Below are 23,235 nucleotides of genomic sequence, written 5' to 3'. Positions count from 1 at the left end.
CTCCTTTATATCACTCGGTTCCTGACATAGCTTCCAAAAAGGTCCACTAGAATCACGATGATCATAATCACCAGGACATCGAGCGAAACTGAATTGTATTGGAAGGTTTTAAAATCATTAAAAAGTCTTTGGCCAATTCCTCCTCCGCCAATGAAGCCTAAGATGAGGGAAGTCCTTATGGCAACTTCAAACCGGTAGAAGTAATTTGACAATACATTTGGCCATATTTGAGGCAGTATGCTGAACAGAGAAGCAAACCAGCTTTTTGCCCCAACTGCTTTCATGGCCTCCTGCGGGCCGGGATCGGATGCTTCAATGAGTTCTGAGATCAGTTTCCCCAGAACCCCAATGTTATGAAACATAATGGCCAGGACAGCCGGAAAAGGACCAAGCCCAAGAGCCGTCAAAAGAATCAAACCAAAAACAATTTCAGGAATGGATCGGACAAAGCTGAGGCCGACTCTGGTTATATGGTAAACAAATTTTGAGCCGGATGTGTTTTTGGCGGCCATAAAGCTTAAGGGAAGTCCGATAATAAGCCCGAAGAAGCTTCCCAGAAAAGCCATCGCCAAGGTTTCCAGACTGTCTTCCAGTATCCTTGGAAGGAGAGAAAAATCCATTGGGAACCAATGGGACAGAAAGTCAATCATGTTGCGAAAGTCTTTGAATTTAGATAAGTCAAATTCTGTCAGCTTCATGCTTAGAAAAATGAAAAAAGCCAACACGGTATATGTTAATATGCTGCTTTTTTTAAACCACAATCTTATCAGCCCTATTCTTTAATAAGTCCCTCTTTTAGGGCAGCCTGACGGATGCTTTCATAATCTTCGTTGCTTGCTTCAGTAAATCCGCTTGCACCGAATGCATCAAGAATTTCGGGATCTTCAATCGCCAGAAATGCTTCTTTCAATGCTTTAATTGTTTCTTCATCGGTGTTTTCATGTACAGCCCAAGGGTACTGGAAAAGCTTTTCTGATTTCCAGATCGTTTTAATCTGATTTCCATCTACTTTTCCTGAATCCACTAATTGATTATAGATGGCGCTGTCGATCGCACCGGCATCCACCTGTTTATTTTGAACTGCCAATGCAGTAGCATCATGTGAGCCGGTGAATCGGACGGATTTAAAGCTGTGTTCATCCTCTGATTGGTATACTTCACGGTCCTTTAATTCAATTGATGGAATAAGGGATCCTGAAGTTGAATTGATATCACCGAAGGCAAAGTCAGCTTCACTGCTGTTTTTCAGCAGGTCTTCAAGTGAGTTCCATGGATTGTCTTTGTGGGTGATGATATAGGAATAATAGAATGGCTCTCCATCAATCAGCTGTGTAATGATGGCTTTTGCGCCGCTCTTCTCATGGGCAACGACATATGTTAACGGGCCGAAATATGCCATATCAATTTTATCGTAGTTCATGGCTTCCACTACCCCGTTATAATCCGGATAAACTTCGACAGCTACCTCTCGGTCGAGTTTTTCAGATAAGGTTGACTGCAGTTTCTCCATGGCTGCTTCCATCGATCCCTCTGTTTGAACAGGGATGACCCCAATGGTGAACGTTTCTTTCGGCTGTTCTTTTCCGTTTTTATCTGTGTTATTTGTTTCATTTCCACTGCAGGCTGACAGAAGCATCAGTGAAAAGATAGTTATGATCATTAAGAATTTTTTCATATTTGCACTTCCTTGTTTAAGTTTTGTAGTAAAGGTAAAAAAGGACTCTTTTTGAGTCCTTTTTTAGATAACTGTAATCCTTCCGGGATTCTGATCTGTGACTGTCCCGATGATGGAAGCCCATTCTACTCCTTTTTCCTTCAGGTCATTTAGGAGTGGTTCAGCTTCTGATTCAGGAACGGTTATTAAAAGTCCTCCTGATGTTATAGCGTCACAAAGAATCACTTGGTCAACATCATCAATATTTTTGTATTGAATACGTCCGGAGAGCCATTTATGATTCTTTTTGGAGCCGCCGGGAATAATGTTCTGCTGGGCAAGCTCCCTGGTTTTTGGAAGAACAGGCACGGCTTTGCTTTCAATCGTTATCCCTGTGCCGCTTCCTTCCGCAATTTCCATTGCATGGCCCAGGAGGCCAAAACCAGTGATGTCTGTGCAGGCATTAACCTGGTAGTTATCCATAGCTTCAGCTGCCTCTTTATTTAAAGCAGCCATGACTTCCATCACACGGTCAATGCCTTCCTGATCCAGCATATCCCTTTTAATAGCTTGAGTAAGGATGCCGACGCCAATCGGCTTGGTTAAGATCAGCTTGTCGCCAGGCTTGGCTCCGGCATTTGTTCTTACCCGTTCAGGATGTACGGTTCCAGTCACAGATAAGCCGAATTTTGGCTCCTGGTCGTCAATGGAGTGCCCCCCAACTAACACAGCACCGGATTCTTTAACTTTATCGGATGCGCCAGCCAGAATGTCTGCAAGTATGCTTTTATCCAGTTTGCTTATAGGGAAACCTACAATATTCATGACGGTTATAGGCTTGCCGCCCATAGCGTAAATATCACTCAGCGAATTGGCTGCGGCGATTTGGCCGAACATGTATGGGTCATCAACGATAGGAGTGAAGAAATCCAGTGTCTGCACAAGGGCAGTTTCATCATTTATTTTATATACGCCTGCATCATCTGATGTATCCAATCCTACCAGGAGGTTGGGGTCAGGTACAGACTTAGGTAAATGACGCAGAACCTGCGCCAGGTCTTCAGGACCAATTTTGCATCCTCAGCCGCCTTTTGTTGATAAAGAAGTTAATTTTACGATTTCTTCTCTCGACATATTTCTCTCTCCTTACTCGTTCAATGTTTACTTGGGGATTTTTCTAAGATGGTTTCATAAATTTTTTGAAGTGTTTTGGCTTCATATTCCGAAGAATGACTGCCCTCAACGTAGAATTTGGCAGCATGCCCCAATTTAATCCTCAATTCGTTATTATTCACTAGTTTGTCTGCATAATCAAGAAATTCGACCGGATTAGTGTAGATTAAACCGGTTTCCTGATGTGAAATGATATTTCTGTTGCCCGGGTTATTGGCTGCAAGAACTGGAAGGCTATACTCCATTGCTTCTAAAATGGCAGCAGGCTGGCCTTCAGAATGGGATGTGTTTAATACCGCATCCGCTTGGCTATATAACTCTCCCATATGGTGATGCGGGATCTGGCCGAGATATTGAACCCATTCTTTATTTTTTTCTGTAAGGGTCTTTATGATATTCCCCTCTTCTTCTTCAATAACAGGACCCGCCAGCCAAAGACGGATGCGGGGATTCTTTTCATATAACACTTTAAGCTTATCTATGGCAAAAGGAATATTCTTCACCTTGCGGATTCCTGCCGGCAGCAAAAATAAAAAAGTGCCGTGTTCTTTTTTATAATCGGCTCCAGCTTCAGAAAATATTACAGTGCCCTGATGGATAACACTGATTTTATCTTTTGCTTCAGGAACTTCACCTGCCAGTACAAGCTTAGCTTCTTCATCAAATACATGTATAGCTTCGGCGTTGATAATGGTTTGAATGATTTCGGTTTTCTTCACCGGATCATGAAGGTCGATATTTAAATCAGTGCCGGTCATCGTTACGACATATCTTTCGGGTTTTTCACCAAGCCCCTTAATGAATTGGCCAAACCGATAAGCGTTAAAGCCATGCACAATATCGGCTTTTGGCAGGCTGGTAAATTTGCAGCCGTCTGTAATATTCATTATTTCAGTCTCAATGCCCAGCTTATTAAGGTTATCGGATATACGCTGAACAGTAACTGTGTTCCCTCTTGCCTGGTGAAAATTTGGGCTTGCCAGAAGTACTTTCATCCTTTCATCCTTCACAATTATATTTGCACTATCATCGTTTTAATTAAAGTTTGCATCAATTATTGCAGGAATATTTCATCCTGTCCATTAATTGTATTTCAGCAGGCTGTTCTTTTCATTATGACTATAAAAAAGCCTGTTTCTATATCAAGAAACAGGCCCGATCCTTTTATTGGTTTCCGAATTCTTCTACAAGATCTCTAAATTTTCTTAGTGAGTTTTCAATAGGGTATGGGGAAGTCAGATCCACTCCGGTTTTCTTCAGCAGCTCCAGCGGATAATCGGAGCTTCCGCTTTTTAAGAACTCCAGATAGCTTTGCAGCGTTTCTTTGTCTCCTTCAAGAATTTTCGCTGCCAAATGAATGGCAGACGCAAATCCGGTAGCGTACTTATACACATAAAATGGACGGTAAAAATGAGGAATCCTTGCCCAGCCGAATTTCACTTCTTCATCAAAAACAATGTCATCCCCGTTATATTCGCGGAATAAACGTTCATATATTCCGTTGAAGACCTCAGCGTTAAGCGGCTCTCCCCTTTCAGCTAATTCATGGGTTTTCATCTCAAACTCAGCAAACATAACTTGAGTGAAGAAGGTTCCTTTAAACTGATCAATAAAATGATTAAGGAGATGCCTGCGGACATTTTTATCCTTCTCCGTATTCAGCAAATAATGAATCAGGAGTACTTCATTCACTGTTGAAGCCACTTCCGCCACAAAAATGCTATAACGGGCGGTGATCTGCGGCTGGTGCTGTGAGCTCAGCTTACTGTGGACACCATGCCCGCACTCATGAGCAAGTGTAAAGAGGCTGTCCAGATCATCCCTGTGATTCAGGAGGATATAAGGATGAACACCGTAAATGCCGAGGTTATAGGCGCCTGACCGTTTCCCGGGAGTTTCACGCACATCAATATAGCGGCCTGACTTAAACTCCTTCAGAATAGTAATATAATCATCACCAAGAGGCTCGAGCGCCTTACACATTGTGTCATAAGCTTCTTCATATGATATTTCAAGTTTGACTCCCTTTACTAAAGGAACACTTAAATCATATTGCCTCAGCTTGTCAAGGCCTAATTGTTCCTTGCGGATCGCAGTATACTGATGCATTGCCCCAATATTCTTTTTAGTCGTCTCAATTAGATTGACATACACTTCCTTTGGCACCTGATCACCGAATAATCCTTTTTCAAGTGCTGAAGGATAATTGCGGATTTTGGCCATGGTGACATTGTTTTTTATCGCAGCAGAAAGGGTGGAAGCAATGGAGTTCTTCAGCTGCACATAGGGCTGATAATAGGCTTTATATGCTTCTTTCCTCTTTTCCCGGTCTTCTTCTTCCATGATTTTCGCATATATGCCGCGTGTCAGTTCAACCTTCTCGCCATCATCTTTTGTTACATCGCCAAACTTTATATCTGCATTATTCATCATTCCAAAAGTATGGCTGGGAACTGAAAGTGCTTCGCCGAGATGGGATAGAACTTCTTCCTTGTCCTTATTAAGGACATGCGGCTTATAGCGGAAGGATTCGAGCAGGTCCTCCTCAAAGTATTTCAAGCCCTTTTCCTCTGCAATATAGCCCTTCAGGGTTTCCTCATCAAGGTTTAAGAGAAAAGGCATAAAAAATGAAGTGGAAGAACTGACTTTAACGCTCAATTGCTTTGCCCTGTCTACATAGGCCTGCGAATCTGTCACGCGTGTGTCTTCATCGGTTTTCAGCATCGCATATGCATACAGCTTATTAAATATGTAAGAGAGTTTTTCTTTTTTTTCAAGATATTGATAAAGGGAATTACCATCATGAATCTGTCCGTCAAAGGTTTTCAGCTTATCAGCCAGTTGATCAATATGCTTATAATCATCTTCCCATTTCTCCAAACCGGTGTATATGTCTTCCAGATTCCATTTCTCATTGAGCGGAACGTCATTTCTATCTTTGAATGTCTTCATTCTTATTAACTCCTTTACAGCAAACTGTTATTTATTAATTAACTATATTCAAAAGTTATCGCAAAAACCCTTCCACATTTTTGATTTTATCACGTATGGCTATTAAAATAATGTTGAAAGGATGTGGACGGATTTGGCCATTACTCTGCCTCATATAGAAGACTCAAACAATACTGCATATTTCCCTCCAGTGGGTCATTATGAAACGTTTCAGGACGATGCCCATTATGAAGAGAAAGTCAGGGAATGGGGATTATCAACTACTAGGGAAGTTAAAAAGGAATTCTGGTATAAAGAAAAAACACAGCAGCGTCTTGTAACAGTTAAAGGGTATCAGACGTACGGAGAGTCTGGTGATTATTATACAATCATTATCGAGTTTCAGGATGGAAATCTAAGCTGCATACATCCTGCTTACCTTAAGGAGATGCAGTCACCAAGCTTTGGAAAAGCGCTGGCTGCTGATTTTGGGGATATCTCCTCAGCCCCTTCTGAAAAGAAATCTTCCAAAAAAGACGCAGAGAAGTCTGAGGAGGCAACAAAGAAATCTGCTGAAGAAAGCAAAAGTGATAAACCTGCAGCCAAAAAAGCCAAAAAGGAAAAACAGCCTGCATTGGAGCTGCCGGCAGAAAAGGTTCATTTTAAAGCTAAAGTTAAGCAGTTTGCCCTGAGCTGGAACCATTTCAATGAAACCAATGATGAAGTTATCATACTTGAAGATCTTGTCATTCAGGAGGATGAACCGGTTGAAGTCGGGCTTGGATGGTGCTCCCATTCGAAAACGTTAAAGAAATTTGACCTTCAGCCAGGTGAAAGCCTCGAATTTGATGGAAAAATAGTTAAAAAGAAATTGCCTAAAGGAAAAGACTGTGACGAGGAATTCATTATCGAAGAATCTGTTCTATATAAGGTAAATAATCCGTCGAAAATCAAAAAAAGCTAAAGAGCCGCAACGCTCTTAGCTTTTTTTTGATTATGAAAGAATCCTTTTCTCTCCCTTGATTTCCTGTATTGGACTGATGTTTTGTGTAAATTCAAGGGTTCCCGCATAACGCCCGTTTTCATCCCGTACCGCAAAATAACGGATATAAACATATTTATCCCTGAACTTGATCCAGAAGTCTTCAGAGTCTTTTCGCCCTTCCCTGAAATCCTTCAGCAATTCTTCCACAACATGTACACTGCGGGGCGGATGGCAATTCTGAACGGTTCGCCCAATCACGGCTTTCGTTCTGGCAAAGATTCTTTCCTTGCCATGAGAGAAATAGCGGACAACATCCTCATGATCAATAAAGGTGATATCAACAGGCAAGTGATTGAATAACAGCTCCAGCTGCTTTAAGGACAAAATGCCAGTTTCCATTTTGATGTAGCCTTCTGATAGGGCATTCCCCTCAATCCCTCTGCGTTCGGGCTTCCATTCTTTTTCAGGGCCGGTCAGACAGAAGCCGATTTCGTCGCTTTCATGGGCGATCTTTACCCATTCATCTTCTGTAAGGTTTTTTAAAGCCATTGGGAAAAGAATTTTTTCCTCCCTGTAAATCATGGCACTAACTTCATTGAAAACGAAACGGACTGCATTGATGACCTTTTGCCTGTCCCCCTCGTAATGAGTGAGAAGGTTCCTGGCTTCCTTAATGCCATCCCTTATAAAGTCATCAATGCTCCACATATTATTTGTTGGACCATAAATTCCGTACTTCTCCAGGTATGGGAAAAGCAGATTTTCCTTTCTGCTGTAATGCTTATCAAGATCAAGGAGCAGTATGAAGTCTTCTAATAGTGCATAAACATTATCCTCATGATCCTCCTGGATGAACGCCTCGAGATGGACCTTAACATTTTCTCTTAGATGCTTATCAATTGCCTTATTCTCCCGGGTGAAAGTATGAATGGGATGTCCGGGCTGTTCTTCCGGTTTAGGATGAGCAGCTGCTTCAATGCTATTAATAGAATGGCTGTGATGGTCCGGATGCTGACGGTTATTAATTAATTCGCTCACTGTACAATTCCTCCTGTATCATTCCTTGTTTCTAGGCTGTTACTAGTGCTTATAAGAAATGTACCATGAGGAAAAAGTTCGTAATGTGATGAGAATCATATATTAATAAAAGTTTATTATTTTAAGCCGGAATGGAATGTCAGCAATAAATTACCACCCCCTCCATCTTCCTTTTTTTGTTACACTTTTTAAAGGATCGAAAGATGGAGGTTTACTATAGTGAAGAGAAAATATCAAGTTTTGATCATGATTGCTATTACTTTTTGCGGCGGATTTGCTGCCGGCATTTACTATACAAAAAACACAAGCGGACTCCAGTCTATTAAACAGCCTGCCCCTGTTTCACAATCGATCAAACTTCCTGTTCCAAAAGAAATTCCGGAGTTTTCAGAGATCCCGGAAAAAGTGCTGATGGGTTATGTTCAGGATTATCGAGATCCCGCTTCGATCAATTATTCAAATCTGTCTCATGTCATATTTTCTTTTGCTCATCCTGAGAAGGATGGAAGCATTTCTTTTAATGGTGAGACTGCGCGGAACAATCTGCAGAGAGTGGTGTCGAATGCTCACAAGCATGATGTGAAGGCATTTCTTGCTGTTGGGGGATGGTTTCACATCAATGGCGGGGAATCCTATGATTATTTTAAACAAGCAATAGCGGATGACACGTCTAGAAACAGGCTGTTAACAGAACTCTCGGGGCTGGTTAAAAAGGAAAACCTTGACGGAATTGATATTGATTTTGAGCATCCGCGTTCAAAGGAGGATGCAAGATTCCTGGCTGTTTTTATCAATCATTTGAGCGGAGTGCTGCATGAAAACGGCAAGGAACTGTCGGTTGCGGTTCATGCCAAGGTTCATAGTATAACAGGTACAGAGAGCGGATATGTTGTGTATGAGCCAGACATGTTCAGAAAGGTTGATTATGTGAATATCATGGCATATGACGGCCAGTGGGATGGCGGATACAATGCTGCAAATCTTTCTCCCTATTCCTTTACAGAGAATATCGCCAATTATTGGAGCAACCTCTTTGATTCACAGGAGATTTCCAAGGAAAAGCTGGTTCTGGGTGTTCCACTTTATGCTCAGCCGGAGGATCCTGCCGTTAAGCCGGTATCCTATCAGGCCATCATAAACAACAATCCTGAAAATGCAGCAAAAGATAGAATCAGCATGAATGGAGTCAGCTATTACTATAATGGATCAGCCACAATGAAAAAGAAAACCATTCTGGCTTTAAATCACGGATTTGGCGGAATGATGATCTGGGAAGCTGGCCATGATGCAAAGGGGCCGTACAGCCTCACTGGAACGATTGCTGAAGTTCTTCAAAACACAGCAGAACCTGTAAAGTATTATTCTGTGATTCATACAAAATGAGAGAAGAGCAGGGGGAATCCCTGCTCCTTTTCATGAAAGTAAAAACTTCTTCATTTCCTCCCGCCGGTCCTTATAGACCTTCTCCCCGAGCATAATCAAATCTTCCACAAACTTTATTTCGTCAAAAGGCATTTCTTCTCCCAGCTCTTCATTAATACGCAGGTAATTTTCTCCGAGGAGATGTTTGCAATGGTAGGTAACAGATTCTGAGGATAAATGAAGAGCCAGGTCCAATAGTTTGGGTGTCACTTTCATGGACGGGAGCTGGAAAGGCAGCCAATGCTTTACACCCCAATATTTATCATGATCAATCGTAAAGTCTATTTTTTGAAGACCGGTTCCAAGCGACAGGATTTTTATATTTTGCAGCTCCACCTTGAAGTGATGCATAGCCTCCGTAATGCAAACGAGTGATGGATTATTCGCCCATAGCCCTCCGTCTATGGATAAATAACTGTTGCTGATGTTGTTTGGCGGGAAATAGACAGGTGCAGAACAGGAGGAAAGCACTGCATCCCAAAGCTTCATGGATAGGCTATCATTGCCGGGATTTCCGTAATTAGAACGGTGGACAAACGGTTTGCCGTGGGTCACATCGACAGCTGGAATCAAAAGCGGTTTTTTTATATCGGACAGCTCCGTTTCGCCAAAGGCTTTCCGGAAAAAGCGCCGCAGATACTTATCACTGTATACACTTTTAAAAAGGCCGACCTTAGCCTGTTTGACAAAAATCTTTTTCCCGAATGATTCGTATCCTTTCAGGACCTCGCTCATATCTTTTTTCAGGATCAGTGAAGAGGCAATGATCGATCCAGTGCTTGTGCCTGCGATTATATCAAAATAGTCGCCTGCAGGCTGTTTCAGTTCCTCTTCGAGTGCTTTCAGAATGCTTACGGCAAAAACACCGCGTATACCGCCGCCATCAATGCATAGTATTTTCATTGGATCACCTGCTGTTTCCGTAATCGTTCTCCAGAAGATCGAAGCATTTTCCTATGTAAAAAAAAGAGAAGGAAGATTCCTTCTCTTCTATTCCTCTTTGTTTATCATTTCTTCGAATACAGCAGAGACTTTGTTAAATTCCTCATCGCTTTCAATAGGTGTAAAGTCGCCATCCTCATCCAGTTTTAAGAAGAACACATCAATATCTTCTTCCGTATCTTCCTCAAGATCTTCTACAAAGCTGACAGCAGCATATTGATTGCCATCAACCTCTGCAGACGCGAGGACCTCCACTTCCATTTCCTGATCATTTTCATCACTGATTGTAAAAACTTCTCCGACTTCTATCTTCTCCATTCTTTAATCTCCTCTCCTTAATAGGTTCTTTCTATATTTTCCCGTTTTAGAGGAATTTCATGCCTAAAATAGAAAAAGGATCGGCTTTAGATGCCGATCCAGTCATCAAGAATTATTTAACTCCTGCTGCCTCTTTCTTTTTCACTTTTACACTCCATCCAAATGGATCCGGTTCGGTTCCTTTTTGGATGCCTGTCAGTGTATCATAGATTTTCTTGGACAAATCCCCGGTTTTCCCTTCATTGATTTCAATAATCTTGTTGTCCCAGAAGAATTCGCCAATTGGAGAAATAACAGCAGCCGTGCCTGTTCCAAATGCTTCTTCAAGCTGGCCATCGGCATGTGCCTGGTAGATTTCTTCGATGGAAATTCTTCTTTCGGACACCGGAACATTCCAGTATTTGAGTAACTCCAGTACAGAGTTTCGTGTGATTCCCTCCAGGATACTTCCATTCAGCTCAGGGGTAACAACTTCTCCATTAATTTTGAAGAAAATATTCATGCTTCCCACTTCTTCAATATATTTATTCTCTTTTCCGTCAAGCCATAGAACCTGCGAATATCCTGTTAAGCTTGCAAGCTCCTGAGCTTTAAGACTTGCTGCATAGTTCCCTCCGGTTTTAGCTGTGCCTGTTCCCCCTTTTACTGCACGCACATATTCATTTTGAACAGCAATTTTAACAGGGTTGATGCCTTCCTTATAGTAAGCGCCTACCGGCGAAAGAATAATGATAAATTTGTATCTCGCTGATGGAGCCACTCCCAGATATGGCTCAGTTGAAATGACAAACGGCCGGATATACAGTGAAGTTCCTTCAACATTCGGAATCCAGTCCCGATCAACTGAAATTAATTCTTTTAAGGCATAAAGGGCAAGCTCTTCATCAATTTCAGGAATACATAACCTGGAATTGGATTTATTCAGTCTCTCCATATTCTTTTCAGGGCGGAAGAGCAATACCTCATTGTCAATGGTAAGGTAGGCTTTTAACCCTTCGAAGACACTCTGCCCATAATGGAAAATCATTGCAGCTGGATCAAGAGAAAGCGGCTGGTAAGGTACAATTCTTGGATCGTGCCAGCTCCGGCCGGCAGTATAATCCATTTCAAACATGTGATCCGTAAAATTCTTGCCAAACACCAGGTTATCAAATGCAGGTTTTTGTTTTTTCTCAGGTGTGTGGCTGATTTCAATTTTAAATTCTGTCATTTGTCAAAACTCCCTATCTGTAGATGATTTAAAAACCTAATGCCTGCTCTTCGTGCTGCTCTTAAAAGAGTGTAAATAAAAACGCCCAGTCATCCTCCGAGCGTGGACGAAAGGGCTTGCTTCCCGGCAACAACCAGTATGGATGCTCAACAGCAACAGCTGAAGTCCTTGAAAAAGACTCGTATGCTGTTTTTGTAAGGGTTGCCTTTCGCTCTTTTCTACTTCAAGGCAGTAGTGCAGTTATTTGTTAAAGTTTTTATAAGTTTTTCTAATATTATGATATTCTACTATTTAATTGTCAATACGAATTGACGATAAATTTAGAATTAATTTGGATTACTGAAAATTCTATATGCAGAAGAAAAAGAAATAAAGGTGAAAAATCATGTTTTTAAATTTATAATCAATATATAAATACAAAAGGGGATTTATGATAATGAACAGTAGAGAGCTTGAAGAAAAAATTATTCAGAACTATCAGGGCGAAGAAAAAATGATGATCCTCGTATTTGCCCAGTGGTGCATCAATCACGATTTAAATCCGGAGGAAATCTATTTAAAGGCATATCCGGATCAGGGGGAAAACAGTTCACTAAAGGAAGCGCTGGAGCTGACCGTTCCAAAAGAAGAAGCAGGCGATGTGCCTGATGAGACTCTGCTTGGTGTTCTATCCTTGTTCGGAAATGATGATCTTGCCTTCATCGTGATGGAAGAAATAAAGAAAATGAAAAAGGACAGCTAAGCCTTAATGGGCCGCTGTCCTTTTTCATTGAAGATTCTATTTAAACCAGCCCTTCTCTTTGGATTGGGTTATGGCTTCAATCCTGTTCGTAACTTCGAGTTTGTCAAGAATAGCCGAGATATAGTTGCGCACGGTTCCTGTCTTAATGCTGAGCTGGTCGGCAATTTCTTTAGTGTTCTTGCCGTCCGCTATCAGCTCTAGAACCTCTTTTTCCCGGTCTGTCAGAGGGTTTTCTTCGCCATAGACATCATCCATTAATTCAGGTGCATAGATGCGCCTTCCTTCCAGGACGTTTCTGATAGAGCTTGCCAGCTCCTCACTTGGGCTGTCTTTTAACAAGTAACCTCTTACACCGGCTTTTAGAGCACGCTGGAAATAGCCTGATCTCGCAAAGGTTGTCAGAATTATAACTTTGCAGCCGCTGTCTCTTAATTCTTCCGCCGCATCCAGGCCGCTTTTTTCCGGCATTTCAATATCCATAATGCATACATCCGGTTTAAGAGTTTTGACAAGGGATATGGCTTCTTTTCCATTCGAAGCTTTCCCAATGACCTCCATATCGTCTTCAAGATTTAGCAGAGATCCTAACGCACCAAGCACCATCCGCTGATCTTCAGCTATGACGATTTTTATCATGCCCTCTCCTCCTTGTTTGGTTCCTTCACGACTGTTGGTACTTTCATTATAATCGTTGTTCCATTCTCAGATACAATCTCAAGACTTCCGTTGACAAAGTCGAGCCGCTCTCCTAAGCCAAGCAGTCCGGACCCCTTGCCTACATCTGTTGAGGGATTCATGCCTACCCCATTATCCCGAACAGTAATGCTGACTTCATTCCAGGTTTGTTCAATGCGGATACGGCATTCTGTCGCCTTACTGTGTTTTACTACGTTTGTTACAGCTTCTTTCATGCACATGCTTAGAATATTCTCAAGGAAGAGTGACACATTCTTTAATTTGATATCTTCTTCTCCGATGAATTCGATAGAAGCGGCCTTTAAAATTTGCTTAACAAGGATAATTTCTTCCTTCAGCCTGATTCCCCTCATCTGGGAAACCATTTTTCTTACTTCGTTTAATGCTGTTCTGGCGGTTTGCTGAACGTCTATAAGCTCTTCCTTTGCCTGGTCAGGATCCTTGCTGATGAGCTTCCTGGCCAGATCGCTTTTTAACCCGATAAGAGACAATTTTTGTCCGAGTGTATCATGAAGATCTCGGGCAATCCGCTGCCTTTCTTCCTGTTTGACGAGGTCCGCAATCCTTTTGTTGGCATCCTCGAGCTGTTCCTCAAGCTTTTCCTGCTTTTTCTTATTGTGAATGTTAAAAGGAAGCAAAATCACACTGATCCAAATGATAATAATAAAAGGGATTTGCTCGAGAAATAATGGCTTCTGGGTGACAAAATTAATGTTTATGGAGATGGTGGTTGCGATCAGGTGGATGACATACAGCGTTAAAAAGGCAATCCTGTTTTTGATATGGCCATTGTAATAAGCAATATAAAATGCAAAGTAAATAAATGAAAAGAGAATGGTCATTGTGATCGATATGCTGATTAAGATGCCAGTCCATAAATAGACAGGCCATTTCCGCGATATAAAGGCAAAACGCAGCGATATAAAAAAGAGTATAGTCAGGATAATTCCGACGGCTATGGTAATTTTAGATGTGGATCTGAAGATGAAATAAAACGGCAGAATGCTGAATACACTCCATATATATGGAGAAATGCCTGAACTTTTCAATGCATTTAAATGTTTTTTTAACATGTGAGGTACCCTCTTTTTATTCATGAAATAATGAAACAGCTCCTTTGCCATCATATCACAAAGGAGCTGTTCTTCAGCTTATACATTCAGTTTACGGCTTCACAGATGCCGTTTTAGTTCTGCTCTGTTTTTTGCTGACGGCAGACTGCTTTGCTGCTCCGTACCCGGTGAAGTCCTGTGCTTCTTCATCCCATAAGCGGAATTGGAGTGACTTCAGGCTGGTAGAAAGAGTAATCGTCGGCACATTCTGAAGTTCAGCTGTATTATAATGGGCGCTTTCAAGGTTATAGTTAGGAACGCGTGGGCTTAAGTGATGAATATGATGGAACCCGATGTTCCCTGTAAGCCACTGAAGCACTTTCGGCAGCTTGTAAAAGGAGCTTCCTTCTACAGCAGCTTTAACATACTCCCATTTATCATCTTCTTCAAAATATGAGTCTTCAAATGTATGCTGTACATAGAAAAGCCAAATCCCGGCTGCTCCTGAAATCATAAAGATCGGCCCCTGCACCATCAGGAATGCTTCCCACCCGATAGTCCAGCACAGGAACGCATACAAACCGGCGATGGCCGCATTTATAAGATACGTATTGATGCGTTCATTCTTTCTTGCCCCTTTTCTGTTAAAACGGTTTTTTAACAAAAACACATAAATAGGGCCTAAACCTAACATAACGAACGGATTGCGGTAGATTCGGTATGCTGCACGAGTCGACCATGACGCATCCTGATATTCTTTCACTGTCAGTGTCCAGATATCTCCTGTACCGCGTTTGTCCAGATTACCGCTGGTTGCATGGTGAACATTGTGGTCATGCTGCCATTGGTGATAAGGAAAGACGGTCAGAATCCCTGTGATGGTGCCAATGATTTTGTTTGCTTTACGGTTTTTGAAAAAGGAGTGGTGGCAGCAATCATGGAATATAATGAAGATCCTGACCAGAAAGCCTGCTGCAACGACAGATATGCCAAGCGTCAGAAAGTAAGAAATGCTCAGGCTCTTGTAAGCAAGGAACCACAGCAGGAAAAATGGTCCCAGCGTATTGACAAGCTGCAGGATGCTTTTTGTTAAATCAGATTTTTCATAAGGTGCCATTTGTTTTTTTAAGTTGAGTTGTTTTTGTTTTGAAGTCATTTGTTAATTCCCTTCATCATGACGTTAATTTTAATAATAAAGGGTTTGCAAACTGCTTTGTAGACATAGGTGTCATGTCCAAACCATGACATTTATCATGGTTTGGACAAAAAATTAAGAGTTCATCCTAATATCTGGCTATAAATATTTATTTATTGCGCGTTTCTTCCACTTCTGACACAAGGTTAAAAAGAAATTCGTAAACTAACTGATATGCATCTTGTATGGATAGTTCCTCTTTAAAGCCTTCAAGGTCGTTCAGCGAAAAATTAAAATCCCAAAGCCCATCCTGCTGGCTGAACATCAGGCTGTATTTTGCTGTGCCTGTAACAGTATTTTCATCAATAAATGCTCTTATAGCTGATTCTGCTTTTTTTGGCAGCTTCAGTCCCAACATTACTTCATAGTTGCCAAAAACATCATCTGTCTCAAAGGAAACAGCATCCGCTCCGATCAGGTCAAACCACTTCGACTCCAGATACATAAATTCATTTTTATGATTTTTGAAATAGTCTATTGGCTGATTTAAAAAGCCGGCAGATTCCTGTCCGAGAACTTCCTCTGTTTCCTTATCTCCTCTTTCTATATAAGCGTCATTAAAGCGGTCCTTTGGATTCTGGATTCCTGCTTCATGACCATCAATCAAGAGCCCGTGCTTTTGGGCAAATTCCTTTTCTTTTTTATAAAGTTCAGCGGGCTGTTCTTTCAAGTGCTTTTCCATACGTTCTTTTAACAAGTTGCTTTCCTCCTCAAATATCTTTACCTTCCCCGTCTTTGTGATGAATTTCTTGAAGCTGTGGGAGAAGGCTTCTTTTTCCCTTGGGTTTTTGTACGGCCTGTTCGAGGTGAACTGCTTTTGTCTTTTCTGCCTTTTTCATGGGAAAACCTGTCATCTTTTGATTTTTGCTGGCTTCCTTTTCTGCTGTTAATTTTCTTTCCAGCGGAGGTTTGGCGTTTGGAATGTGGCCTCTTTTTTTCTGATGCTGCTTCAGGCATGATATCGTCTTTGCTATTGCCAAGGTTTTGTTTAGGAATAGTAATTTTCAGTCCTTTTTCAATTGCTTCAAGGAGCGGCTTGTCGGCAGACGAATAAAACGTAATGGCCAGTCCCTTCATGCCCGCCCGGCCGGTTCTCCCGATGCGGTGCACATAGCTTTCAGGATCGAGTGGGATATCATAATTAAAAACATGTGTGACACCTTCGACATCAAGCCCTCTAGCGGCTACATCCGTTGCAACTAATAGCTGTATCTCTGCGTCCCTGAATCTTTTCATTACTTGTTCACGTTTCGATTGTGATAAATCCCCATGAAGCTGATCGCATTCAAAACCGTTCGATTTCAGTACTTCATATAATTTGGTTACTCTGCGTTTTGTACGGCAGAAGATCACGGCCAAAAATGGTCTATGAGTTTGGATCAGCTCTATCAGCGTCCCTTGCTTGGCGCGGTCGATGGTATGTATCGCTATTTGTTTAACTGAATGGGCTGGCCCCTGTGTTTTTTCAATTTGGATATACTGCGGCTCTTTCATGTGTTTGTTTGCCAGTTTTCTTATTTCTGCCGGCATAGTTGCAGAAAAAAGCATGGTCTGCCTTTTGGCAGGCGTTTCTTTAATGATTCTCTCAACGTCATCAAGAAAGCCTATATGCAGCATTTGGTCAGCTTCATCCAATACTAAAAAATCCACTTGTGAAAAATCAATGGTATTTCGTTTGATATGGTCCAGCAGCCGGCCAGGTGTCCCCACTACAATCTGGACATTCTTTTTCAGCTTTTTAAGCTGCTTGTCCACATCCTGCCCTCCATATACAGCTAAGACATCTATATCACTGTCTTTCGTAAGCTTCAGTACTTCGTCTGTTATCTGTAATGCCAGTTCCCTTGTTGGTGTTACAATCAGAGCCTGGATCTGAACGGCATTCGGGTCCATTTTCTCCAGAATAGGCAAAATAAATGCCAATGTTTTTCCGGTTCCTGTCTGAGCCTGGGCAATGACATCCTTTCCTTCCATAACTGCTGGAATCGCCTGCGCCTGAATAGGTGTTGGCTTAGCGATGCCATGCTGCAGCAGAATATCAGATAGCTCTTCCGAAATGCCAAGTTTTAAAAATTCCTGCAAATAAAACCCTACTTTCTTTTCGTGGTCTTTATTCAATATGTCCTTATTTATATTGTGTGTTTAGCGGCAAAATAGCAAGCATTCTTATTGCAGGAAAACGCAAAAAAAGGTGAGCATTCAGTTCAGACCCTGAAAACTAACCTCTATTTGATAAAATTTCATCAATTGTTTTTTTAACTTTGCTTACGATTTCGGGCCATTTTTTTTCAAGTTCCCTGCTTAATCCTATTTGAAAGGAAATATCAAAAGGTTCAATACCGATGATGCAGCCTTTCAATTTGTCTCTTTGGTCATATAGTGCCTGAAACAGATGCATATTATGCGGCGATAAGCTGAGAAATCCATGAGTATCTGTCTTATCTAAAGAATAAACTTCAATGTCACCGGTGTTACCCCCTGATAAAATGGCATCCAGGATTATGACAAACTCGGCACCTTCGAGCTTAGAGAGGCTGTAATCTATGTCGGATTCTCCTATGATGTATTCGCAATCCAGGTTTTCTTCTATGTTCATCAGCTCTTCAGCAATATAGATACCGGCTCCATCGTCCTTCATCAGGCGATTGCCTATTCCTAAAATAATGGTTTTTTTCATTATAGCACCTGAATGGTTTTGACTTCTTTCCCGGGTGTATGTACATGTGTCGCGCATGACATGCAAGGATCAAAAGACCGAAGGATCCGTCCAATTTCAGCCGGGTTTTCCGGATCATGAATGGGGGTTCCCATTAATGCCTGCTCTGCGGTTCCCATGTATCCATTCTCATCCCGGGTAGAAAAGTCCCAGGTTGATGGTGTTATGATCTGGTAGAAATCGATTTTTTTATTTTTTATTTTAATCCAATGTCCCAAAGCGCCGCGGGTGGTGTCGACTAACCCTTTACCCGATACTTCTTCTTCAGGCAATTCATACTTTTTTTGGACATTCGTATTTGGGATCAGCAGATTCAGCAAAGTTTTCATAATGCTGGCTATCTTTTTTGCTTCCAGGGCCCTTGCAATGGTTCTGTCCATAGCTGAAATTCCGTTTGTATATTCTCCGCTCAGTATCAGTCTTGCTAAAGGGCCTACCTCAAATGGGAGCCCTGCGTATCTGGGAGCCTTGACCCACGAATAGGCTTTGTCTTTATCACGATCAGGTTCCGCAATCATTTCATCAGGAGAGTAAGTGGTTTTTGGTGATTGGAACCAGGCATAATCTATCTTTTCCTGAATATTTTGTTCGTCAAATGGCCGGATTCCATCATCGGTAAACACTAGAGGATCAACGTACAGGGTACCGATATCTTTATAATGATTAAATGCGCCGTATGTTAAGAGATTCCCATAGCCGCCGCCTAACCTATAATACTCAGGATAATATTTTGCAATTTCAAAAACATCAGGAATCATTTTTTCATCAATAAACTTTGCTATCTTCTGAAGGCTGGAATCCAAGTGGACAACTTTTTCTGCTGTAGCCTGTGTAGTGATGCCGCCAATAAACACACCGTGGTTATGTGGAGCTTTTCCTCCTAGAACGGCAAGCATTTGATGGGCAAGCCTGCTTAGTTCTAGTGATTCAAAGTAATGCCGGGAGATTAAATCATTCAATGTTTTAGGGAGCCTGAAATCAGTATGCTCTGTCTGCAGAAGTGTATTTCCTTCGATTCTTACGAAATCAGGAACCGTGTATTGATAAAAATGGCGGATATGGTTCTGCAAGAACTCACAGCAATGGATTATATCGCGTAGATATTTCCCTTGCTCACTCGGTTCAATACCAAGAGCATCCTCCAAAGCAGCCGAAGAGGCTACTGAGTGGGCTGCGGAACAAATTCCGCAAATACGCTGGGTAAAATAAACAGCATCAAAGGGGCTTCTGCCGGCAAGCATTTGCTCAAAGCCCCTGAATAGGTTTCCTTTTGTTTTAACATCCACGACCTTATTCTTGTCGACAATCACTTCAATTTCCATAAAACCGCTTATTCTTGTCAATGGATTAATGACGATCCGCTTACTCATCCTTCACCACCCTTGTCGTGTCATAACTGATAAAAGGAGCCATCGCATCAGGGAAGCCAAACTGGGCACATCCAATGCAAGGGGTATCATCCCCTATCGGCCAATTCACATGGCCATTCCATTGCCTTGTCGGACAATCAGTCCTGGTAACAGGACCACGGCAGCCAAGCTTAAATAAACAGGTTTTATCTCCGAGCTTTTCTGCAAAAATGCCCCGGTCGAAAAAAGGGCGCCTGGGGCATCTGTCATGAATAAGAGTGCTGTAAAACATTAATGGCCGCCCAAGATTATCGGTATCCGGATCCCCATATAAAAGAATGTGGGCTAAGGTTCCTAAAAACCAGTCCGGATGAACAGGACAGCCTGGCAGTTTAATCATATTTTTATCAGGCAGAACATCCTGCAAACCTACAGACTGGGAAGGATTTGGCCTGGCTGCCGATACACCCCCGTGCGTGGCACATGCCCCGACAGCAAGAATATGAGATGCTTTCTCCCCGAGCATTTTGGCTGCTTCCAAACCGGTAAGCGGTTTTCCCTTCCAGGTGCCAATGATGTTATATAATCCATTGTCTCTTAAAGACACTGCACCTTCCACCGCCAGGATGTAATCTTCATCCAATGCGTTCATAAGCCGTTCAATGGCCTTCTCCCCCTCTGCAGCCATCAAGCTGTTGCTGTAAACGAGATTGACCATCGACCCGATCATATATTCAAAGTCCGGATTTGCCCCGTTCAGCAGGGAGATGATATTGCCGGAGCATCCATTGAGCTCCAGATATACAAGGTTTTTCTTTTTGACTGATCCGTTTGCAATTCCGTTTCTGGCACCAGCTGTTAACCTGGCTGCAATGGCTTCATTCGTCAATGGCTCCGGCGGCAAAATATAATTTTCCATTAAATCAGCCTCCCGACGACTGGCAAAGTTGCTAAAATCGATTGCTGTCCTGCGTGGCAGGAGGCGAACTCCTGTGTATAATCCCTTCCAGATACCAAACCAAAATGGGTAGCAGCGGCCCACGCTCTGTTATTGGTTACATCATAAACGACGCCGCTCACGGCTACATAAGCAGGCCGGCCATTTTTGCCATCGTAATTCGCTAAATCCTGAATTGTAAAGGTTTGATTTGGAACAGCCACTGCCGGATTTGCTGCAGTTGGGGATATCGGCTGGCCCGCTGGCATCGTGTTCATGGGTGGCCTATCATTTGCCGGGGCAATGGATGAGGCTGCATGGGCTGCCAGTAAATCATTTAGAAATTGAATGCTTGTCAATGCGTCCCAAATTCTCTGAAGTTTTACCTGTTTGGCAGTGGGGTCTGAAGTGGCAGAAATTGAATAAATATCCTGCCTTGCCTGAGTTATAAGGCTATTCACCTGCTGCTGAAGCATCCTGATGTTTTGCATCGCATTCTCTCCTTAGGCTTTCATACCCTATACTATGCAGGAAACAGAGAAAACTTTAACAAATCCTGGGCAGCATCAATCCGGCAAGGCGCTGCAGTCTGCGTGTTGTTCCTAAAGGTGTTTTTAAATAAAGCTTACCGGCGCTATTAGTTGTGCCGGTTACCTGTCCTATGACAGCTGCGTTCTCGCCTAAAGGATGGCTCCTTAATAATTGAAGTGCCTGCTCTTCCTTTTTCGAATCCACCAGTAAAATCATTTTCCCTTCATTTGCCAGATAAAGGGGATCGAAGCCTAGAATATCGCATGCACCATGAACATCATCCCGAATGGGAATGAATTCTTCATCAATTTCGCAATTAAAATGGAAGTCTTCACAAAGTTCTACAAGTGCTGTCGCTAGTCCCCCTCTTGTCGGATCCTTCAATAGGCGAATTCCATCTATCGTTTGGATCAGACTCTGAATAAGCCCATTGAGTGAAGCGCAATCACTTACTGTGTCCGTAAGCAAGCCAAGCTCTTCTCGGGCACTGAGAATTGCAATTCCATGGTCTCCGATCGTTCCGCTTAAGATAATAGAATCACCTTTCTGAATGTGTTTTGGCTGAAGTTTGTGCCCGCTCTCCACTGTTCCAATGCCGGAAGTATTGATGAATAACCTGTCTGCACTGCCTTTTTCGACCACCTTTGTGTCTCCTGCAATGATCCTGATTCCTGCTTTTTCTGCTTCGTCAGCCATGCTATGAACAATTTCCTTTAAATCTTTAAGGGGCAGACCTTCTTCAATAATGAACCCTGCTGTCATAAATTTGGGAACTGCACCGCTGACAGCCAGGTCATTAACAGTCCCGGCAACAGCAAGCTTGCCAATATTCCCTCCAGGAAAGAAAATCGGTTTTACTACATAGCTGTCAGTTGTCAATGCAATCGTTTCGGGCTTCCATTGAAATATGGCTGAATCGTGCTTTGTATGCTCCCCGTGGCCGAATGCTTTTTCAAAAACATCCTTAATCAGTCTATGTGTCAGCTCCCCGCCTTCCCCATGGGCCAGATTTATCCGCTGCAGCATGATCACTCCTCCCTCATATAGTGGTAATGGGCTGCACATGTGCCTTCTGCTGAAACCATGCAGGGACCTATTGGATTAGCTGGTGTGCAGGCTTTGTTGAAAAGGATACATTCTTCAGGAACAGTCAGTCCCCGAATGACTTCACCGCATCTGCATTTCGTCTTTCGCGGAGAAGCTATCGTAATCTTAAATTTCTTCTTGGCATCAAAGTCCTGGTAATTGTCTTTAAGTACCAGGCCGCTATTGGGAATTGTTCCTATTCCGCGCCAGTCTTCATCCCCCGGCTTTAAATATTTCTTCATCAGGCTTTTGGCAGCACCATTGCCTGACTCAGAAACTGCATAAGGATAATCATTAATGATTTTCGCTTTATTCTCTATACAAAGCTGCAGCAATTTATAAATACTGCTTAAAAGTTGGACCGGCTCAAAGCCTGAAATGACTCCAGGCATCCTATACTCTTCAGTTAAAAAAGAGTAACTCTCTTTTCCCAGCACAACAGATACATGGCCGGGGAGCAAAAAACCGTCCAGGTGAATTTCACCTGCGTCAAGGAGCACACGTAAAACTGGCTCGACCAATTTTGTTGTCATCCAAATGCTGAAATTGGTTAAACCTCTCTGTTCGGCTTCCTTGATGGCTGCTGCCAGCAATGGAATTGTCGTTTCAAAGCCTATGCCTAAAAATATTATTTCTTTGTCAGGATTCTGTTCAGCGATGCGTATGCTGTCCAATGGGGAATAGACTACACGAATATCCTTTCCCTTTGTTTTGGCTTCAAGCAAAGAATGCCTGGATCCCGGGACGCGCATCATATCCCCGAATGTACACAGAATGATGCCTCGTCCATTTGATAAGCTGATCATGCTGTCTATCGTTCTTTGGTCTGTTACACAAACAGGACAGCCCGGACCCGCTATTAATTGAACATACTCTTTTAATCTCGTTTTTACACCTGTTTTGGCAAGGGCCATTGTATGCGAGCCGCACACCTCCATAAAAACAGGTTTTCGGCCGTGCATCTGAATATATTGTTTAGCTAATTGGATGACTGCTTCTGCTGACTGCTGGCTTAGAACCGGATCAGAAAAGGGTGCCATGCTGTCCATCAATTATTCTCCTCCATTCCTCAATGCTTTCACGGGCAAATTCCTCATTGATGATAGTCATGGCCTGTCCTGCATGAATTAGCACATAATCATTGATTTTCACCTCTGGAACAAAAAGAATGCCCACATAAATTTTAGATCCCATAACATTTACAAGAGCACGGTTTTCTTCCAGTTTTATAACTTTTGAGGGAACACCTACACACATG

Annotated in this window: 24 protein-coding genes; 3 read left to right on the top strand and 21 right to left on the bottom strand. The window is 42.3% G+C overall.

What is annotated here, in order from left to right; translation table 11 throughout:
- Nucleotides 1-5 precede the first annotated feature (5 nt).
- From phnE to pepF, 5 genes are all read right to left on the bottom strand, one after another.
- A complete protein-coding gene (gene phnE / locus NYE23_RS09675) occupies nt 6-761 on the bottom strand; it encodes a phosphonate ABC transporter, permease protein PhnE (RefSeq protein WP_341077430.1) in 756 nt (251 codons plus the stop codon).
- An 11-nt stretch (nt 762-772) separates the two neighbouring features.
- The gene (phnD, locus tag NYE23_RS09670) at nt 773-1,675 is read right to left on the bottom strand and encodes a phosphate/phosphite/phosphonate ABC transporter substrate-binding protein (RefSeq protein ID WP_341077429.1); all 903 of its coding nucleotides are present in this window, start codon (nt 1,673-1,675) and stop codon (nt 773-775) included.
- 63 nt (nt 1,676-1,738) lie between these two features.
- Nucleotides 1,739-2,788 carry a selenide, water dikinase SelD gene (gene selD, locus NYE23_RS09665; protein WP_341077427.1) on the bottom strand — a complete coding sequence of 350 codons (1,050 nt, stop codon included), beginning with the start codon at nt 2,786-2,788 and terminating at the stop codon, nt 1,739-1,741.
- 20 nt (nt 2,789-2,808) lie between these two features.
- On the bottom strand, nt 2,809-3,822 hold the full coding sequence (locus tag NYE23_RS09660; protein WP_341077426.1) for a glycosyltransferase: 1,014 nt from the start codon (nt 3,820-3,822) through the stop codon (nt 2,809-2,811).
- 169 nt (nt 3,823-3,991) lie between these two features.
- Nucleotides 3,992-5,779 (bottom strand): oligoendopeptidase F, encoded by a 1,788-nt coding sequence (gene pepF, locus NYE23_RS09655; protein WP_341077425.1) that lies wholly within the window; start codon nt 5,777-5,779, stop codon nt 3,992-3,994.
- 133 nt (nt 5,780-5,912) lie between these two features.
- Here pepF and NYE23_RS09650 point away from each other — a divergent pair, with 133 nt between their 5' ends.
- The gene (locus tag NYE23_RS09650) at nt 5,913-6,722 is read left to right on the top strand and encodes a hypothetical protein (RefSeq protein ID WP_341077424.1); all 810 of its coding nucleotides are present in this window, start codon (nt 5,913-5,915) and stop codon (nt 6,720-6,722) included.
- Between the two features lie 30 nt (nt 6,723-6,752).
- Here NYE23_RS09650 and NYE23_RS09645 read toward each other — a convergent pair whose 3' ends face one another.
- Entirely contained in the window at nt 6,753-7,730 is a 978-nt protein-coding gene (locus tag NYE23_RS09645; protein WP_341080680.1) for a DUF438 domain-containing protein, read from the bottom strand.
- A gap of 270 nt (nt 7,731-8,000) precedes the next feature.
- Between NYE23_RS09645 and NYE23_RS09640 the strand changes: the two genes are divergently transcribed.
- On the top strand, nt 8,001-9,164 hold the full coding sequence (locus NYE23_RS09640) for a glycosyl hydrolase family 18 protein (RefSeq protein ID WP_341077422.1): 1,164 nt from the start codon (nt 8,001-8,003) through the stop codon (nt 9,162-9,164).
- A 30-nt stretch (nt 9,165-9,194) separates the two neighbouring features.
- Here the strand turns inward: NYE23_RS09640 and NYE23_RS09635 are convergent, their stop codons facing one another.
- The 3 genes from NYE23_RS09635 to NYE23_RS09625 form a co-directional block, all read right to left on the bottom strand.
- Complete coding sequence (locus NYE23_RS09635; protein WP_341077420.1) at nt 9,195-10,106, bottom strand: CBASS cGAMP-activated phospholipase; 912 nt, start codon at nt 10,104-10,106, stop codon at nt 9,195-9,197.
- A gap of 87 nt (nt 10,107-10,193) precedes the next feature.
- Nucleotides 10,194-10,463 carry a DUF1292 domain-containing protein gene (locus NYE23_RS09630; RefSeq protein ID WP_341077419.1) on the bottom strand — a complete coding sequence of 90 codons (270 nt, stop codon included), beginning with the start codon at nt 10,461-10,463 and terminating at the stop codon, nt 10,194-10,196.
- A 112-nt stretch (nt 10,464-10,575) separates the two neighbouring features.
- Nucleotides 10,576-11,673: a branched-chain amino acid aminotransferase gene (locus tag NYE23_RS09625; RefSeq protein WP_341077416.1), complete on the bottom strand. Its 1,098-nt coding sequence runs from the start codon at nt 11,671-11,673 to the stop codon at nt 10,576-10,578.
- A gap of 436 nt (nt 11,674-12,109) precedes the next feature.
- Here NYE23_RS09625 and NYE23_RS09620 point away from each other — a divergent pair, with 436 nt between their 5' ends.
- Nucleotides 12,110-12,415, top strand: a complete 306-nt coding sequence (locus NYE23_RS09620; protein ID WP_341077414.1) for a hypothetical protein — start codon at nt 12,110-12,112, stop codon at nt 12,413-12,415.
- Between the two features lie 36 nt (nt 12,416-12,451).
- Here the strand turns inward: NYE23_RS09620 and NYE23_RS09615 are convergent, their stop codons facing one another.
- The 12 genes from NYE23_RS09615 to NYE23_RS09560 form a co-directional block, all read right to left on the bottom strand.
- Nucleotides 12,452-13,051, bottom strand: a complete 600-nt coding sequence (locus tag NYE23_RS09615; RefSeq protein WP_341077412.1) for a response regulator transcription factor — start codon at nt 13,049-13,051, stop codon at nt 12,452-12,454.
- Nucleotides 13,048-14,184 carry a sensor histidine kinase gene (locus NYE23_RS09610; RefSeq protein ID WP_341077411.1) on the bottom strand — a complete coding sequence of 379 codons (1,137 nt, stop codon included), beginning with the start codon at nt 14,182-14,184 and terminating at the stop codon, nt 13,048-13,050. Before NYE23_RS09610 ends, NYE23_RS09615 begins: the two co-directional genes overlap by 4 nt.
- A 91-nt stretch (nt 14,185-14,275) precedes the next feature.
- Complete coding sequence (locus NYE23_RS09605) at nt 14,276-15,319, bottom strand: fatty acid desaturase (protein ID WP_341077408.1); 1,044 nt, start codon at nt 15,317-15,319, stop codon at nt 14,276-14,278.
- A 148-nt stretch (nt 15,320-15,467) separates the two neighbouring features.
- Nucleotides 15,468-16,055, bottom strand: coding sequence for a branched-chain amino acid aminotransferase (locus NYE23_RS09600; protein WP_341077406.1), 588 nt, complete (start codon nt 16,053-16,055; stop codon nt 15,468-15,470).
- 23 nt (nt 16,056-16,078) lie between these two features.
- The gene (locus NYE23_RS09595) at nt 16,079-17,440 is read right to left on the bottom strand and encodes a DEAD/DEAH box helicase (RefSeq protein ID WP_341080678.1); all 1,362 of its coding nucleotides are present in this window, start codon (nt 17,438-17,440) and stop codon (nt 16,079-16,081) included.
- 136 nt (nt 17,441-17,576) lie between these two features.
- Nucleotides 17,577-18,035 carry a hydrogenase maturation protease gene (locus NYE23_RS09590; protein WP_341077405.1) on the bottom strand — a complete coding sequence of 153 codons (459 nt, stop codon included), beginning with the start codon at nt 18,033-18,035 and terminating at the stop codon, nt 17,577-17,579.
- Nucleotides 18,035-19,444, bottom strand: coding sequence for a nickel-dependent hydrogenase large subunit (locus NYE23_RS09585; protein WP_341077404.1), 1,410 nt, complete (start codon nt 19,442-19,444; stop codon nt 18,035-18,037). Before NYE23_RS09585 ends, NYE23_RS09590 begins: the two co-directional genes overlap by 1 nt.
- Nucleotides 19,437-20,342: a hydrogenase small subunit gene (locus NYE23_RS09580; RefSeq protein ID WP_341077402.1), complete on the bottom strand. Its 906-nt coding sequence runs from the start codon at nt 20,340-20,342 to the stop codon at nt 19,437-19,439. The genes NYE23_RS09585 and NYE23_RS09580 overlap by 8 nt, the downstream gene beginning before the upstream one ends.
- Nucleotides 20,342-20,851: a cytochrome b5 domain-containing protein gene (locus NYE23_RS09575; protein WP_341077400.1), complete on the bottom strand. Its 510-nt coding sequence runs from the start codon at nt 20,849-20,851 to the stop codon at nt 20,342-20,344. The genes NYE23_RS09580 and NYE23_RS09575 overlap by 1 nt, the downstream gene beginning before the upstream one ends.
- Before the next feature lie 55 nt (nt 20,852-20,906).
- A complete protein-coding gene (hypE, locus tag NYE23_RS09570) occupies nt 20,907-21,917 on the bottom strand; it encodes a hydrogenase expression/formation protein HypE (RefSeq protein ID WP_341077398.1) in 1,011 nt (336 codons plus the stop codon).
- 2 nt (nt 21,918-21,919) lie between these two features.
- Nucleotides 21,920-23,026 (bottom strand): hydrogenase formation protein HypD, encoded by a 1,107-nt coding sequence (gene hypD, locus NYE23_RS09565; RefSeq protein WP_445662593.1) that lies wholly within the window; start codon nt 23,024-23,026, stop codon nt 21,920-21,922.
- Nucleotides 23,001-23,234, bottom strand: a complete 234-nt coding sequence (locus NYE23_RS09560) for a HypC/HybG/HupF family hydrogenase formation chaperone (protein ID WP_076256480.1) — start codon at nt 23,232-23,234, stop codon at nt 23,001-23,003. Before NYE23_RS09560 ends, hypD begins: the two co-directional genes overlap by 26 nt.
- Between the last annotated feature and the right edge of the window lies 1 nt (nt 23,235).

Origin of the sequence: Cytobacillus sp. FSL H8-0458, from assembly GCF_038002165.1 — a bacterium.
GTDB lineage: Bacteria > Bacillota > Bacilli > Bacillales > Cytobacillaceae > Cytobacillus.
Note: the sequence above shows the minus strand (reverse complement) of the source record. Positions and strands in the feature narration are given on the sequence as shown.

Bases quoted from the DNA above. Each gene is read 5' to 3' on its own strand.
- NYE23_RS09610 (WP_341077411.1), bottom strand. From the start codon at position 14,184: ATGTTAAAAAAACATTTAAATGCATTGAAAAGTTCAGGCATTTCTCCA.
- NYE23_RS09635 (WP_341077420.1), bottom strand. From the start codon at position 10,106: ATGAAAATACTATGCATTGATGGCGGCGGTATACGCGGTGTTTTTGCC.
- NYE23_RS09615 (WP_341077412.1), bottom strand. From the start codon at position 13,051: ATGATAAAAATCGTCATAGCTGAAGATCAGCGGATGGTGCTTGGTGCG.
- phnD (WP_341077429.1), bottom strand. From the start codon at position 1,675: ATGAAAAAATTCTTAATGATCATAACTATCTTTTCACTGATGCTTCTG.
- NYE23_RS09560 (WP_076256480.1), bottom strand. From the start codon at position 23,234: ATGTGTGTAGGTGTTCCCTCAAAAGTTATAAAACTGGAAGAAAACCGT.
- NYE23_RS09580 (WP_341077402.1), bottom strand. From the start codon at position 20,342: ATGGAAAATTATATTTTGCCGCCGGAGCCATTGACGAATGAAGCCATT.
- NYE23_RS09575 (WP_341077400.1), bottom strand. From the start codon at position 20,851: ATGCAAAACATCAGGATGCTTCAGCAGCAGGTGAATAGCCTTATAACT.
- NYE23_RS09625 (WP_341077416.1), bottom strand. From the start codon at position 11,673: ATGACAGAATTTAAAATTGAAATCAGCCACACACCTGAGAAAAAACAA.
- NYE23_RS09585 (WP_341077404.1), bottom strand. From the start codon at position 19,444: ATGAGTAAGCGGATCGTCATTAATCCATTGACAAGAATAAGCGGTTTT.
- NYE23_RS09620 (WP_341077414.1), top strand. From the start codon at position 12,110: ATGAACAGTAGAGAGCTTGAAGAAAAAATTATTCAGAACTATCAGGGC.
- NYE23_RS09630 (WP_341077419.1), bottom strand. From the start codon at position 10,463: ATGGAGAAGATAGAAGTCGGAGAAGTTTTTACAATCAGTGATGAAAAT.
- NYE23_RS09660 (WP_341077426.1), bottom strand. From the start codon at position 3,822: ATGAAAGTACTTCTGGCAAGCCCAAATTTTCACCAGGCAAGAGGGAAC.
- hypE (WP_341077398.1), bottom strand. From the start codon at position 21,917: ATGCTGCAGCGGATAAATCTGGCCCATGGGGAAGGCGGGGAGCTGACA.
- pepF (WP_341077425.1), bottom strand. From the start codon at position 5,779: ATGAAGACATTCAAAGATAGAAATGACGTTCCGCTCAATGAGAAATGG.
- NYE23_RS09590 (WP_341077405.1), bottom strand. From the start codon at position 18,035: ATGAAAAAAACCATTATTTTAGGAATAGGCAATCGCCTGATGAAGGAC.
- hypD (WP_445662593.1), bottom strand. From the start codon at position 23,026: ATGGACAGCATGGCACCCTTTTCTGATCCGGTTCTAAGCCAGCAGTCA.
- NYE23_RS09605 (WP_341077408.1), bottom strand. From the start codon at position 15,319: ATGACTTCAAAACAAAAACAACTCAACTTAAAAAAACAAATGGCACCT.